The 14,042-nt window shown below is 39.7% G+C and carries 14 protein-coding genes and 1 pseudogene; 14 read left to right on the forward strand and 1 reads right to left on the reverse strand.

From position 1 onward, the window contains the following. Positions 1 to 345, forward strand: a 345-nt coding sequence (locus tag RWM06_RS06475; RefSeq protein ID WP_313970533.1) for an LPXTG cell wall anchor domain-containing protein, incomplete at its 5' end; no start/stop codon positions are given. A 270-nt stretch (positions 346 to 615) separates the two neighbouring features. Here RWM06_RS06475 and RWM06_RS06480 read toward each other — a convergent pair. Then, positions 616 to 1,992, reverse strand: a pseudogene (locus RWM06_RS06480) (ISL3 family transposase). 156 nt (positions 1,993 to 2,148) lie between these two features. Between RWM06_RS06480 and RWM06_RS06485 the strand changes: the two are divergent. The 13 genes from RWM06_RS06485 (at position 2,149) to RWM06_RS06545 (ending at position 14,015) form a co-directional block, all read left to right on the forward strand. Then, positions 2,149 to 2,559, forward strand: coding sequence for a GNAT family N-acetyltransferase (locus RWM06_RS06485; protein ID WP_313970534.1), 411 nt, complete (start codon positions 2,149 to 2,151; stop codon positions 2,557 to 2,559). Between the two features lie 381 nt (positions 2,560 to 2,940). Next, positions 2,941 to 3,786 carry an ABC transporter ATP-binding protein gene (locus RWM06_RS06490; protein WP_399553532.1) on the forward strand — a complete coding sequence of 282 codons (846 nt, stop codon included), beginning with the start codon at positions 2,941 to 2,943 and terminating at the stop codon, positions 3,784 to 3,786. Positions 3,787 to 3,801: 15 nt separating this feature from the next. Continuing rightward, a complete protein-coding gene (locus RWM06_RS06495; RefSeq protein ID WP_313970535.1) occupies positions 3,802 to 4,530 on the forward strand; it encodes a hypothetical protein in 729 nt (242 codons plus the stop codon). Between the two features lie 380 nt (positions 4,531 to 4,910). After that, positions 4,911 to 5,120 carry a helix-turn-helix transcriptional regulator gene (locus RWM06_RS06500; RefSeq protein WP_001107497.1) on the forward strand — a complete coding sequence of 70 codons (210 nt, stop codon included), beginning with the start codon at positions 4,911 to 4,913 and terminating at the stop codon, positions 5,118 to 5,120. Beyond that, positions 5,110 to 5,598: a DUF6773 family protein gene (locus RWM06_RS06505; protein ID WP_313970536.1), complete on the forward strand. Its 489-nt coding sequence runs from the start codon at positions 5,110 to 5,112 to the stop codon at positions 5,596 to 5,598. The genes RWM06_RS06500 and RWM06_RS06505 overlap by 11 nt, the downstream gene beginning before the upstream one ends. Positions 5,599 to 5,713: 115 nt before the next feature. Then, on the forward strand, positions 5,714 to 7,174 hold the full coding sequence (locus tag RWM06_RS06510; RefSeq protein WP_313970537.1) for a nicotinate phosphoribosyltransferase: 1,461 nt from the start codon (positions 5,714 to 5,716) through the stop codon (positions 7,172 to 7,174). Next, positions 7,171 to 7,995 (forward strand): ammonia-dependent NAD(+) synthetase, encoded by an 825-nt coding sequence (gene nadE / locus RWM06_RS06515; protein ID WP_313970538.1) that lies wholly within the window; start codon positions 7,171 to 7,173, stop codon positions 7,993 to 7,995. The genes RWM06_RS06510 and nadE overlap by 4 nt, the downstream gene beginning before the upstream one ends. 400 nt (positions 7,996 to 8,395) lie before the next feature. Then, positions 8,396 to 8,944, forward strand: coding sequence for a GNAT family N-acetyltransferase (locus RWM06_RS06520; protein WP_313970539.1), 549 nt, complete (start codon positions 8,396 to 8,398; stop codon positions 8,942 to 8,944). A 166-nt stretch (positions 8,945 to 9,110) separates the two neighbouring features. Next, positions 9,111 to 9,821, forward strand: a complete 711-nt coding sequence (ccdA2, locus tag RWM06_RS06525) for a thiol-disulfide oxidoreductase-associated membrane protein CcdA2 (protein WP_313970540.1) — start codon at positions 9,111 to 9,113, stop codon at positions 9,819 to 9,821. Positions 9,822 to 9,833: 12 nt separating this feature from the next. Then, on the forward strand, positions 9,834 to 10,397 hold the full coding sequence (locus tag RWM06_RS06530; RefSeq protein WP_313970541.1) for a redoxin family protein: 564 nt from the start codon (positions 9,834 to 9,836) through the stop codon (positions 10,395 to 10,397). Positions 10,398 to 10,406: 9 nt separating this feature from the next. After that, positions 10,407 to 11,519 carry a peptide-methionine (R)-S-oxide reductase MsrB gene (gene msrB, locus RWM06_RS06535; RefSeq protein ID WP_060627836.1) on the forward strand — a complete coding sequence of 371 codons (1,113 nt, stop codon included), beginning with the start codon at positions 10,407 to 10,409 and terminating at the stop codon, positions 11,517 to 11,519. 70 nt (positions 11,520 to 11,589) lie between these two features. After that, positions 11,590 to 12,327, forward strand: a complete 738-nt coding sequence (locus tag RWM06_RS06540; RefSeq protein WP_313970542.1) for a response regulator transcription factor — start codon at positions 11,590 to 11,592, stop codon at positions 12,325 to 12,327. Continuing rightward, positions 12,324 to 14,015: a sensor histidine kinase gene (locus RWM06_RS06545; protein WP_313970543.1), complete on the forward strand. Its 1,692-nt coding sequence runs from the start codon at positions 12,324 to 12,326 to the stop codon at positions 14,013 to 14,015. The genes RWM06_RS06540 and RWM06_RS06545 overlap by 4 nt, the downstream gene beginning before the upstream one ends. The last annotated feature ends 27 nt before the right edge of the window (positions 14,016 to 14,042 follow it).

Here is a 14,042-nt window from a genome sequence, read left to right on the forward strand (position 1 = left end):
CCAGTCGCACCAACGCCAGGAGGTTCAACGACACCAAACCCAGGCGCACCAACGCCAGGAGGTTCAGCGACACCAAACCCAGGAGTACCAACACCAGAAGGTACACCGGACAGAAATCCAGTAGTACTAAACCCAGGAGGCGAATCGGGCACAATCCCCGGCGCACCAATACTAGTAAATACAACACAACCAGTAAATCCTTCAGAAATCTCTATTGCAGTTAATGAGCATCTAAATGGAGAACTACCTAAAACAGGTACAGCAACAGACCATCTATCAATTCTTCTAGGAAGCGGTATTCTACTAAGCCTATATGTTGGCAAAAGAAAAGAAGAAGAATCTTAGTTGGAAAATGGATTAAAAAAGTTTTGGTTGAAATATTGGAAATATCATAAGTTGAGTAACAAGTGTTTTAAAGCTTTAAGATAAGGCGTCTTTAAAAGATAGATTTCCTGCGTAACGAATGTTCTAGCAAGAGATGTTATGCAGGAAGTCCATTCGTCAAGAGTCTGGGACAAAATAGTTCTCAACTACAAAAAAGCTAGAGATTTCCAATAGCGAAACTCTAGCTTTTTAATTTTGGCTCTTTGTCAACTGTAGTGGGTTGAAGAAAAGCTAAGCTCGAGAAAGGACAAATTTCGTCCTTTCTTTTTTGATGTTCAGAGCGATAAAAATCCGTTTTTTGAAGTTTTCAAAGTTCCGAAAACCAAAGGCATTGCGCTTGATAAGTTTGATGAGATTATTGGTTGCTTCTAATTTTGCGTTTGAATAGGGTAACTGAAGAGCGTTGACGATTTTCTCTTTGTTCTTTAGAAAGGTTTTAAAGACAGTCTGAAAAAGAGGATGAACCTTCTTTAGATTGTCCTCAATGAGTCCAAAGAATTTCTTCGGCTCCTTATTCTGAAAGTGAAACAGCAAGAGCTGATAGAGATCATAGTGGTCTTTCAAGTCTTCTGAATAGCTTAATAGTTTATCAAGAATCTCTTTATTGGTTAAGTGCATGCGAAAAGTAGGGCGATAAAGTCGCTTATCACTCAGTTTACGACTATCTTGCTGGATGAGCTTCCAGTAGCGCTTGATAGCCTTGTATTCATGAGATTTTCTATGAAATTGATTCATAATTTGGACACGCACACGACTCATAGCACGGCTTAAGTGTTGGAGTAAAACAGTCCAGTGAACTGTTTTAGCCTGAGTTTAGAAATATAATAACGAAGGGTGAAAGCGATCCAGAACGATTTTAGTATTCGGGAGTGAAACAGTCTGGGAGACTGTTTCAGCCTGAGCCTAGAAATTCGAAAGCGAAGCTGTTTAGCTAAGTCATAATAAGGACTAAACATATCCATAGTAATGATTTTACCTGACAACGAACGGCTCTATCGTAGCGCAGAAAGTGATTTCGAATGATAGCTTTTGTTCTTCCCTCGAGAACAGTGATGATATTGAGTTTATCAAAATCTTGTGCAACAAAGCTCATCTTCATCTCCCGATTGAAACAGTCACTCCCCTGACTGTTTCAACGTCCCAATACATAATCTCAGGCAGACGAGAAAAATCATGCTTAAAACGGAAGTCATTGAGCTTGCGAATGACAGTTGAAGTTGAAATGGCCAGCTGATGGGCAATATCGGTCATAGAAGTTTTTTCAATCAATTTTTGCGCAATTTTTTGGTTGATAATACGAGGAATTTGGTGATTTTTCTTGATGATAGAAGTCTCAGCGACCGCCATTTTTGAGCACTGATAGCACTTAAAACGGCGTTTTTTAAGGAGAATTCTAGTAGGTATTCCAGTCGTTTCAAGGTAAGGAATCTTAGACGGTTTTTGAAAATCATATTTCTTCATTTGGCTTCCGCAATCAGGACAAGGTGGGGCACTATAATCCAATTTAGTGATGATTTCCTTGTGTGTATCCCTATTGATGATATCCATAATTTGGATATTAGGGTCTTTAATGTCTAGTAATTTTGTGATAAAATGTAATTGTTCCATATGATTCTTTCTAATGAGTTGTTTTGTCGCTTTTCATTATAGATCTTATGGGACTTTTTTTCTACAACAAGATAGGCTCCATAATATCCATAGGGGATTTACCCACTACAAATATTATAGAGCCGATATTTATGCGTTGTTTTCGAGGAGGTTTAGATGTACTTTAGATTGGAAAATAAGGAATCCCATAAATCACAAGAAATTGGGAATCTGATTCGTGTTTATAACCGTTCAAAAAGAGAAGAAGCTGAAAGTGAGCCACTGAATCTTTATGTCGAAGATGAAAAGGGCAATCTCCTGGCAGGTTTGATAGCAGAGACTTTTGGAAATTGGCTAGAAATCGAGTATTTATTTGTAAAAGAGGAACTGAGAGGGCAAGGAGTCGGTTCAAACCTATTGCAGCAAGCAGAAACTGAAGCTAAGAATCGAAACTGTCGTTTTGCTTTTGTCAATACTTATCAGTTTCAAGCTCCAGATTTTTATAAAAGGCATGGCTACAAGAAAGTTTTTACCTTACAAGACTATCCCTACACAGGACAAAGATTTTATTACCAAAAGAATCTGTAAGGTGAGTATGAAGGTATAATACAAAGAGAGACTCGCACATGAGTTTGGAGGTGGACTGATGGATATGAGTAACTATCGATAAGTAGCAATTATAATCTACAAATTGTGTCTTTCTAGACGATATGGAGGACAAACCAATCGCAGCTGAGACATTAGATGTGAAAGCCTACGATGTCATCGATATTTTGAAATCCTATATTTAAACTTAACACTCTCTATTTTTTATGGTAGAGAGTTTTTTGTTAATAAAATTTTACAAAATGACATTTATATATTGCATTAAGTTAGATATATGATATAATAATGTTGAAAAGAGGCGCAACTTTTTAAAATTAATGAGAATCAAAGAGAAAACCAAGAATATTAATGGAGGAATAAAAAATGGAAGTTATAAATGTAAGTAAGCATTATGGTCATTCAACCATTCTCAAAGATATAAATTTCGCACTTAATAAGGGTGAAATTGTTGGTCTAGTAGGGAGAAACGGAGTTGGCAAGAGTACATTGATGAAAATTCTTGTTCAGAATAATCAGCCGACTTCAGGGAATATTATAAGTAGTGATAATGTTGGCTATTTAATCGAAGAACCAAAATTATTTTTATCTAAAACAGGTTTAGAGAATTTAAAATATTTGTCAAATTTATACGGTGTTGACTACAATCAAGAAAGATTTGGAAGTTTGATCCAAGAGTTAGATTTGACTCAGTCTATTAATAAAAAAGTAAAGACCTATTCTTTGGGTACAAAACAAAAATTAGCCTTGCTTCTAACTCTCGTTACGGAACCTGATATATTGATTTTAGATGAACCGACTAATGGTTTAGATATTGAATCGTCACAAATAGTTTTAGCGGTTCTAAAAAATTTAGCTTTACATGAAAATGTGGGAATTTTAATATCGAGTCATAAATTAGAAGATATTGAAGAAATTTGTGAGAGAGTCCTTTTCTTGGAGAACGGGTTTTTGACATTCCAAAAAGTAGGAAAAGATAGTCATAATTGCTTGTTTGAGATAGCTTTTTCATCAGCTACAGATAGAGACATTTTCATTACCAAACAAGAATTTGGGGATATTGTTCAGGAAGAGGGACTGAGAATTACTATGTCTGGGAATATTCAAAGTAGTGAGCTTTTTAAATTTTTTAACGAAAACTCTATTAAAGTAGTTGATTTTGAAACTAAAAAAGAGACGCTTAAAGATATTTATCTAAATCGTTCAAAATAAAGGAAGGTTACAATCATGAAATTAAATAAATTGAATTTTCTTAAGGAAAATATAAGGGATTTATATTCATCAGGCGTAATATATCTCGGTTTGATTATCTCGTTTATACCGCCGATACTGGTTACATTCTTTATTCTAAAGACTCAAGGGACATCACTTGGTATTAAGCATATTTCAAACTTTTATGCTATGCTCGGTATGTTAATGGCTGTTATACATGCTAACCGAATTATTAGTAGGGATTTTTCCCACAATACGATCAGTTTGTTTTATAATCAACAGAAAAATCGGATGATTTACCTCTTGTCCAATTTTCTATATGCCATCTCAGTTTCCATTATCTATGCTTTGAATGGTATTGTGTTACTAGTCATCGTAAGTAAATTGGGTGTTCCAGGTGATTTAGGATTAGATTTTATAGTAGCCATTGTAGTCAATACAATTTTGTTAGTCCTATTTTATTTTCTATTATCTTACATTTTCTATTTATACAAATTGAAAAGTGGCTTAGTATTTGGTATTTTAGTAGCTTTACTACTCTTTATCCCTAATATATTAAATACGATTATGACGAATACTAGTAATGATTTGTTTATCAAAGCAGTTGAACTTCTTCCTTTTTATTCTTTACCTGTACTTGTTGCTTCAAATACGATGTCTATTAGTCAGTATCTTGTGGTAATCACTACAATCATTTTATTGTACTTTTTCACTCTCAAGAAAAGCAAGGAGTATTCATTTTAGTTTTATTTAGTATTATTTTGCAGACTTAAAATCCAGCAAAAAAATCAGTCATCTTGCTATGCTCCTGCTCTTGTTGTGTACACGTTTTTGTCTTATGCTAGACTCATTTCCAAAAGCATTATATAATAGTGATATGAAATCAACTAAACAAGAAATACAAGTAATCAAAACTCGTTTAAAAGACCCTACTAAAGCTAATACTAAACAAAAAATCAAATAGCAAACTAGGAAGTTTATTTCAAACAATCCAACATACTGATTTTAGGCAGAAGATAATATTGGAGTGCTAATTAATGAGGTTATAATAAATAGCTGACAGCTTGTGTTGGTTTTGGATTTTTTAAGAGTAGATGAGTATTAAAATTATAAGGAGGACGTAGGTGGCTAAAAATTTAAAATTAAAATTAGCTCGTGTAGAGCTTGATTTAACACAAGGTCAACTGGCAGATGCTGTTGGGGTGACGCGCCAGACTATTGGTTTGATAGAGGCGGGGAAATACAATCCCAGTCTCTCACTCTGCCAGTCTATTTGCAGATGCTTAGGCAAAACTTTGGATCAATTATTTTGGGAGGAAGAAGATGAAAAATAGATTTTTTTATTATCAATTACTAGACGAAAGAGAAGAACAACTGATCAATAAAGCGGGGGCTGAAAGTTTCTATATCTCTATAGCTTTCTTGCTTTTATCTTATATGATTGCAGTATTTGCACCAAGTCTTTTTAATCCGAGAATGATTCTCATCATCATCATTATTGGAACTTCTTACTTTTTCGGCCGTGCTCGAGATTTGGGTGTGAACTACTATAGTCGTTTTCATTTTACAATTTTAGGGTGTTTGCTGGTAACTCTCGCTATTACGACTCTTTTGATGTTGCAGAATTATCAATTCAACATAGAAATTTATCAGCACAATCCTTTGAACCTTAAATACCTATCTGCTTGGGCAATTACTTATGTCATTTACCTTCCCTGGGTCTTTATTGGCAATCTTGGTCTTAAGAGCTATGGCGAATGGGCTCAGAAAAAGTTTGAACAAGATATGGATGAACTGGAGAGTGGTGAATAGCTTGTTACTCTTTTCTCAATCCAACTAAAATGTGATATAATAGTACTAATTTATTGGAATACATGAAAGTTCTTGAAAATTTTCATGTATTTCTAGTTAAGGAAGTAAGAAAAGTATGTATCCAGATGATAGTTTGACATTGCACACGGACTTGTACCAGATTAACATGATGCAGGTTTACTTTGACCAAGGGATTCACAATAAAAAGGCAGTCTTTGAGGTGTATTTCCGCCAACAACCTTTTCAGAATGGCTATGCAGTTTTTGCTGGTTTGGAAAGAATTGTAAGCTATCTTGAAGACTTGCGTTTTTCAGATAGTGATATTGCCTATTTGGAGTCGCTAGGCTATCATGGGGCATTTTTGGACTATCTCCGCAATTTCAAGTTGGAGTTGACCGTTCGTTCTGCCCAAGAAGGGGACTTGGTTTTTGCTAGTGAACCGATTGTGCAGGTGGAAGGCCCTCTAGCTCAATGTCAGTTGGTTGAAACGGCCCTTTTGAACATCGTCAACTACCAGACCTTGGTGGCTACTAAGGCAGCTCGTATTCGTTCAGTCATTGAAGATGAGCCTTTGATGGAGTTTGGGACACGTCGGGCGCAAGAGATGGATGCGGCCATCTGGGGAACACGCGCAGCGGTGATTGGTGGTGCCAATGGAACCAGTAACGTGCGTGCGGGTAAACTCTTTGACATTCCTGTTTTGGGAACCCATGCCCATGCCTTGGTGCAGGTTTATGGTAACGACTATGAGGCCTTCAAGGCTTACGCTGCGACCCACAAAAACTGTGTCTTTCTTGTAGATACCTATGACACCCTTCGCATTGGGGTACCAGCTGCCATTCAGGTGGCGCGTGAGCTGGGTGATCAGATTAACTTTATGGGTGTGCGGATTGACTCTGGGGATATTGCCTACATCTCCAAGAAAGTCCGTCAGCAGCTGGACGAGGCTGGATTTACAGAGGCTAAGATTTATGCTTCAAATGACCTAGATGAAAATACTATCCTCAACCTTAAGATGCAAAAGGCCAAGATTGATGTCTGGGGTGTGGGTACCAAGCTGATTACAGCCTATGACCAGCCAGCTCTTGGGGCAGTTTACAAGATTGTTGCCATCGAAGATGAAAATGGCAACATGCGCAATACCATCAAGCTGTCAAATAATGCTGAAAAAGTGTCTACGCCAGGTAAGAAGCAGGTGTGGCGCATTACCAGTCGTGAAAAAGGCAAGTCAGAAGGCGACTACATTACTTATGATGGTGTGGATGTGAGTGACATGACTGAAATCAAGATGTTTCATCCGACCTATACCTACATCAAGAAGACGGTTCGTAATTTTGATGCCGTTCCTCTCTTGGTGGATATTTTCAAAGACGGGAAGTTGATCTACAAGCTGCCTAGCTTGACTGAGATTCAGGACTATGCTCGTAAGGAATTTGACAAGCTTTGGGATGAGTACAAGCGTGTGCTCAATCCGCAGCATTATCCAGTGGATTTGGCGCGTGATGTATGGCAAGATAAGATGGACTTGATTGATAAGATGCGCAAGGAAGCCCTTGGTGAAGGAGAAGAAGAATGAGTTTGCAAGAAACGATTATCCAAGAACTGGGCGTGAAACCAGTGATTGATGCCCAGGAAGAAATCCGTCGTTCTATTGATTTCTTAAAAAGATACTTGAAAAAGCATTCCTTCCTAAAGACCTTTGTACTAGGGATTTCTGGAGGACAAGACTCAACCTTAGCAGGTCGATTGGCCCAATTAGCTATGGAAGAACTGCGAGCAGAGACAGGAGATGACAGCTACAAATTTATCGCTGTCCGTCTGCCTTATGGAGTGCAAGCTGATGAAGCAGATGCTCAAAAAGCCCTAGCATTTATCCAGCCAGATGTCAGCTTGGTTGTGAATATCAAGGAATCAGCTGATGCCATGACAGCTGCAGTTGAAACGACAGGTAGTCCTGTCTCAGACTTCAACAAGGGCAATATCAAGGCGCGTTGCCGTATGATTGCCCAATATGCCCTTGCGGGTTCCCATAGCGGAGCGGTCATTGGAACAGACCACGCTGCGGAAAATATTACAGGTTTCTTTACCAAGTTTGGTGACGGTGGTGCGGATATTTTACCCCTGTTCCGCCTCAATAAACGTCAGGGAAAACAACTCTTACAGGAACTTGGTGCAGACCCAGCCCTTTATGAAAAAATCCCAACAGCAGACCTCGAAGAAGATAAACCAGGCCTAGCTGACGAAGTGGTCCTAGGAGTCACTTATGAAGAGATTGACGACTACCTAGAAGGCAAAACAATCAGCCCAGAAGCCCAAACGACTATCGAAAACTGGTGGCACAAAGGTCAACATAAACGCCACCTACCCATCACCGTATTCGATGACTTTTGGGAGTAAAAAGGTCCGGGGGACCTTTTTAGCTTCTTGCCCTGAAATTAAAAAGCAAGAAAAACCTCCAGTGGAGGTTTTCAGCCTCTCACCTTGAAATAAGAAAGTGAGAGAAGGTAAGGTAACTCGAAGAGTTCGATTTCGTCGTCTCACCCCCGCAACGATGACTAGGTTTGAAAAAGCTTGGTAAAGCGCATTTCAAACCAGACAGCGACTGCGTCAAGGAACTAGATGAAAAACTTGTTTTTTAGTTGTTACTGAGTTTAGTCTTTTTACCCTGAGCCTAGAAATAAGAAAGTGAGAGAAGGTTCGAGGGACCTTTTTAGCTTATTACCTTGAAATTAAAAAGCAAAGTAAATTTAAATTGAGGTTGGGCAGAGAATCATCTATCAGAAAGCGAGGTAGCGTCATGAAAGCAATCGGTACGCAAATATTACAGACAGATCATTTAATTTTGCGGAGATTTGTGGAAAGTGATGCAGAAGCCATGTTTCAGAATTGGGCTTCATCCGCTGAGAATCTGACCTATGTCACTTGGGCTCCTCATCCTGATGTCGAGGTGACTCGAAATTCGATTCGTAATTGGGTTGCTTCCTATGCTAATCCCAACTATTACAAATGGGCCATTTGTCTCAAAGAAAAGCCAGAGCAGGTGATAGGAGATATCAGCATCGTTGCAATAGATGAGAACGATTCTTCTTGTGAAATTGGCTATGTGCTAGGCAAGAAATACTGGGGTCATGGTATGATGACAGAGGCCTTGAAAACTGTCTTGGACTTTTGTTTTACTCAAGCAGGCTTTCAAGAAGTTAAGGCACGTTATGCCAGTCTCAATCCAGCTTCAGGTCGTGTCATGGAGAAGGCTGGAATGTCCTATCTCAAGACTATTAGCAATGGTGTAGAGAGAAAAGGCTATCTTGCGGACCTTATTTATTATCAGATAAGTATGGAAGACTAGTGAATTTTCTTTTCTGTTTCCATCAAAGTCAGACTGTGTCTGGCTTTTTTTGCAACATTTTTTACATAACCTGATTAAATTCCTATTTTTCCCTATCATTGTCCCTGTTTTTTCTGGAGTTTTAGGACTATAATAGTCCTATAAAATCAAAGAATGGAGGAAGGCAATGGATACGATTATCTTTTTTATCAGTGTTTTTCTTGCTGGAATTCTTTCCTTCTTTTCTCCTTGTATCTTACCCTTGTTACCGGTCTATGGAGGGATCTTGTTGGATGATAAAGATGGTGCTCAGGCTTCTAGCGGCAAATTTTCAATCTCAGTTGTCAGTTTATTGCGAACTCTGGCCTTTATAGCGGGGATTTCCTTTGTTTTTATCTTACTGGGTTATGGAGCTGGTTTTTTAGGCAATTTGCTGTATGCTTCTTGGTTTCAGTATGTGACGGGTGCGGTTATCATTCTCTTGGGCTTACACCAGATGGAAGTCTTACATTTTCAGGGACTCTACAAGGAAAGAAGGCTACAATTAAAGAGACAGGGGCAAAAGGGTAAGGGCTATAGTCAGGCATTTTTACTGGGGTTGACCTTTAGTTTTGCTTGGACGCCTTGTGTGGGACCGGTTCTTGGCTCTGTTTTGGCCTTGGCGGCTTCAGGTGGTTCAGGTGCTTGGCAGGGAGCTGGTCTCATGTTAATCTATACGCTGGGTCTAGCGCTACCATTTTTGCTTCTAGCTCTTGTCTCCAGCTCTGTTTTGAAACATTTCCGAAAACTCCATCCCTACCTCGGGACCCTCAAAAAAGTGGGTGGTTTTCTCATTATCGTGATGGGAATCTTGGTGCTTTTGGGAAATGCTTCCATTTTGACTACATTATTTGAATAGAGAGGAAAAAGAATGAAAAAATGGCAAACATGTCTCCTTGGACTAGGTTCCATCTGTTGCTTGGCAGCCTGTTCGGCTAAAAACATGTCAGACGAGTCTACTATGAAGGAGCAAACCAAAACAGAACAAGTCAGTACGCAAACTGCGACTAAAGGTCAAGCAGTTGCTGATTTCGAACTGACAGGAGTAGATGGCAAGACCTACCGCTTGTCTGATTATAAGGGCAAGAAAGTCTATCTTAAATTCTGGGCGTCTTGGTGTTCCATCTGTCTAGCCAGTCTTCCAGATACGGATGAAATTGCTAAGGATGCTGGTGATGATTATGTGGTCTTGACAGTGGTCTCTCCTGGACACAAGGGTGAACAAGAAGAAGCAGACTTTAAGAACTGGTACAAGGGTTTAGATTATAAAAATTTCCCAGTTTTAATTGACCCGTCAGGCAAACTCTTGGAAAGTTATGGTGTTCGTTCTTACCCAACTCAAGCCTTTATAGACAAGGAAGGAAAACTGGTCAAAACGCAGCCAGGTTTTATGGATAAGGATATGATTTTAAAGACATTGAAAGAAATGGGGTAGAGAAAGATCATGAATGATAAAGTAAAATTGTTTGTCTTGGCAGGAATCTTTTTCCTAGCCATAAGCGGTTTCTATTTTCTATTGATGCGAAATGCAGGGCAGACAGATAGCTCTCAAATTGAGAAAGCGGCAGTTAGCCAAGGAGGAAAAACAGTGAAAAAAACAGAAGTTAGCAAAGACGCAGATTTGCACGAAATTTATCTAGCTGGAGGATGTTTCTGGGGAGTGGAGGAATACTTCTCACGCGTTCCCGGAGTGACAGATGCTGTTTCAGGCTATGCAAATGGTAGAGGGGAAACAACCAAGTACGAATTGATTAACCAAACAGGTCATGCGGAAACTGTCCATGTCACCTATGATGCCAAGCAAATTTCTCTCAAGGAAATCCTGCTTCATTACTTCCGCATTATCAATCCAACCAGCAAAAATAAACAAGGAAATGATGTGGGAACCCAGTACCGTACTGGTGTTTATTACACAGATGACAAGGATTTAGAGGTGATCAACCAAGTCTTTGATGAGGTGGCTAAGAAATACGACCAACCTCTAGCAGTTGAAAAGGAGACTTTGAAGAATTTTGTAGTGGCAGAGGATTACCACCAAGACTATCTCAAGAAAAATCCAAATGGCTACTGCCATATCAATGTTAATCAGGCTGCCTACCCCGTTATCGATGCCAGCAAATATCCTAAACCAAGCGATGAAGAATTGAAAAAGACCCTGTCACCTGAGGAGTATGCAGTTACCCAGAAAAATCAAACAGAACGGGCTTTCTCAAACCGCTACTGGGATAAATTTGAATCTGGTATCTATGTGGATGTAGCAACTGGCGAACCTCTCTTTTCATCAAAGGATAAGTTTGAGTCTGGTTGTGGCTGGCCTAGTTTTACCCAACCAATCAGTCCAGATGTTGCCACCTACAAGGAAGATAAATCCTACAATATGACACGCATGGAAGTGCGGAGCCGAGTTGGAGATTCTCACCTTGGTCATGTCTTTACGGACGGCCCACAGGACAAGGGTGGCTTGCGCTACTGTATTAATAGTCTCTCTATCCGCTTTATTCCTAAAGACCAAATGGAAGAAAAAGGCTATGCTTATTTACTAGATTATGTCGATTAAGAGGGCTTTCCTAAGCAGTTAGAGGAGAATTTTGCTATACTGATACTAGTAAGTGACAAAGGAGTCGAGCATGACCTACACAATTTTAATCGTAGAAGATGAATATCTGGTAAGACAAGGCTTGACCAAACTGGTCAATGTAGCAGTCTACGATATGGAAATCATCGGTCAGGCTGAAAATGGAAGACAGGCTTGGGACTTGGTCCAAAAACAGGTGCCAGATATTATTTTAACCGATATCAATATGCCTCAGCTGAATGGCATCCAGTTGGCCAGTCTGATACGAGAAACCTATCCTCAGGTGCATTTGGTCTTTTTAACAGGCTATGATGATTTTGATTATGCTTTGTCTGCTGTCAAACTCGGTGTGGATGACTACCTGCTCAAGCCCTTTTCTCGTCAGGATATTGAGGAAATGTTGGGGAAAATCAAGCAAAAGTTGGATAAGGAAGAAAAGGAAGAGCAATTACAAGATTTATTGTTCGATAAGTTTGAAGGAAACATAGCCCAAAAAATCCAGTCCCATCTGGCTGATAGCCAATTTAGTTTAAAGAGTTTGGCTAGTGACTTGGGCTTTAGTCCGACTTATCTGAGTTCTTTGATTAAGAAAGAGTTAGGTCTGCCTTTTCAGGATTATCTGGTGAGAGAACGTGTCAAACAAGCCAAGCTCTTGCTTTTAACTACAGATCTGAAAATTTATGAAATCGCAGAGAAAGTTGGTTTTGAAGATATGAACTATTTTACCCAACGCTTTAAGCAGATTGCAGGTGTGACACCTCGTCAGTTTAAGAAGGGGGAAGGTCGATGAAACGTTCGTCTCTTCTAGTTAGAATGGTTATTTCCATCTTTCTGGTCTTTCTCATTCTCCTAGCTGTGGTTGGGACTTTCTACTATCGATCTAGTTCTTCAGCCATTGAGGCTACCATTGAAGGCAATAGCCAAACGACTATCAGTCAGACTAGCCACTTTATCCAGTCTTATATCAAAAAATTAGAAACTACCTCGACTAGTTTGACCCAGCAGACGGATGTCCTAGCCTATGCTGAGAATCCAAGTCAAGACAAGGTCAAGGGAATTCGAGATCTATTTTTGACTATTTTAAAGGCAGATCAGGACTTGAAAACTGTTGTACTGGTGACCAAATCTGGTCATGTCATTTCTACAGATGACAGTGTGCAAATGAAAACCTCCTCAGATATGATGGCTGAAGAATGGTATCAAAAGGCCATTCATCAGGGGGCTAAGCCAGTTTTGACACCAGCTCGTAAATCAGATAGTCAGTGGGTCATTTCTGTCACTCAAGAACTTGTTGATGTAAAGGGAGCCAATCTGGGTGTGCTTCGTTTGGATATTTCTTATGAAACTCTGGAAGCCGATCTTAACCAACTCCAGTTGGGGCAGCAGGGCTTTGCCTTTATCATCAATGAAAAGCATGAATTTGTTTATCATCCTCAACACACAGTTTATAGTTCGTCTAGCGAAATGGAGGCCATGAAACCCTATATTGAGACAGGGCATGGCTATACTCCAGATCACAAATCCTACGTCAGTCAGGAAAAGATTGTAGGAACAGATTGGACGGTTATAGGTGTGTCTTCGTTGGAGAAGTTAGACAAGGTTCGGAGTCAACTCTTGTGGACCTTGTTTTGGGCTAGTATCACATCTCTTCTTGCCTGTCTCTGCTTGCTGTGGTTCAGTCTCAAGCGCTGGATTGCCCCTTTGAAGGATTTGAGAGAAACCATGCTGGAAATTGCTTCTGGTGTTCAAAATCTGCGTGTCAAGGAAGCCGGTGCTTATGAACTGAGAGAGGTGACTCGCCAGTTCAATGTCATGTTGGATCAGATTGATCAGCTGATGGCAGATATTCGCAGGCAGGAAGAAAGGACCCGTCAGTACCAACTTCAAGCCCTATCAAGCCAGATTAATCCGCATTTCCTCTATAATACCTTGGATACCATCATCTGGATGGCTGAATTTCAGGATAGTCAGAGAGTGGTTCAAGTGACCAAGTCCTTGGCGACCTATTTCCGCTTGGCGCTCAATCAGGGCAAGGACTTGATTTCCTTGTCCGACGAAATCAATCATGTCCGCCAGTATCTCTTTATCCAGAAACAACGTTATGGAGATAAGCTGGAATATGAGATTGATGAAAATCCTGCCTTTGATAAGCTAGTCTTGCCCAAGCTGATCCTACAACCCTTAGTAGAGAATGCCCTGTACCATGGCATTAAGGAAAAGGAAGGTCAGGGACATATTAGAGTTTCTGTTCAGAAACAGGATTCAGGAATGGTCATCCGTATTGAGGATGATGGAGTTGGTTTCCAAGCTGCTGGCGATACTAGTCAAAGTCAACTCAAACGTGGAGGAGTTGGTCTGCAAAATGTTGATCAACGGTTCAAACTTCATTTTGGAGACAATTACCAGATGAAGATTGATTCTACACTCGACAGAGGAACGACGGTTGAAATATACATAAATAGAATAGAAACTAGCTAACTCCCAGTCAATTCTGGGAGTTTTATG

Source organism: uncultured Streptococcus sp. (genome assembly GCF_963516575.1).
Classification (GTDB): domain Bacteria; phylum Bacillota; class Bacilli; order Lactobacillales; family Streptococcaceae; genus Streptococcus.

What these genes read in the sequence shown, in the direction of transcription:
- RWM06_RS06510 (WP_313970537.1), top strand. Translation starts at nt 5,714, where the DNA reads ATGTATCCAGATGATAGTTTGACATTGCACACGGACTTGTACCAGATT.
- msrB (WP_060627836.1), top strand. Translation starts at nt 10,407, where the DNA reads ATGAATGATAAAGTAAAATTGTTTGTCTTGGCAGGAATCTTTTTCCTA.
- RWM06_RS06490 (WP_399553532.1), top strand. Translation starts at nt 2,941, where the DNA reads ATGGAAGTTATAAATGTAAGTAAGCATTATGGTCATTCAACCATTCTC.
- RWM06_RS06485 (WP_313970534.1), top strand. Translation starts at nt 2,149, where the DNA reads ATGTACTTTAGATTGGAAAATAAGGAATCCCATAAATCACAAGAAATT.
- nadE (WP_313970538.1), top strand. Translation starts at nt 7,171, where the DNA reads ATGAGTTTGCAAGAAACGATTATCCAAGAACTGGGCGTGAAACCAGTG.
- RWM06_RS06495 (WP_313970535.1), top strand. Translation starts at nt 3,802, where the DNA reads ATGAAATTAAATAAATTGAATTTTCTTAAGGAAAATATAAGGGATTTA.
- RWM06_RS06540 (WP_313970542.1), top strand. Translation starts at nt 11,590, where the DNA reads ATGACCTACACAATTTTAATCGTAGAAGATGAATATCTGGTAAGACAA.
- ccdA2 (WP_313970540.1), top strand. Translation starts at nt 9,111, where the DNA reads ATGGATACGATTATCTTTTTTATCAGTGTTTTTCTTGCTGGAATTCTT.
- RWM06_RS06505 (WP_313970536.1), top strand. Translation starts at nt 5,110, where the DNA reads ATGAAAAATAGATTTTTTTATTATCAATTACTAGACGAAAGAGAAGAA.
- RWM06_RS06520 (WP_313970539.1), top strand. Translation starts at nt 8,396, where the DNA reads ATGAAAGCAATCGGTACGCAAATATTACAGACAGATCATTTAATTTTG.
- RWM06_RS06545 (WP_313970543.1), top strand. Translation starts at nt 12,324, where the DNA reads ATGAAACGTTCGTCTCTTCTAGTTAGAATGGTTATTTCCATCTTTCTG.
- RWM06_RS06530 (WP_313970541.1), top strand. Translation starts at nt 9,834, where the DNA reads ATGAAAAAATGGCAAACATGTCTCCTTGGACTAGGTTCCATCTGTTGC.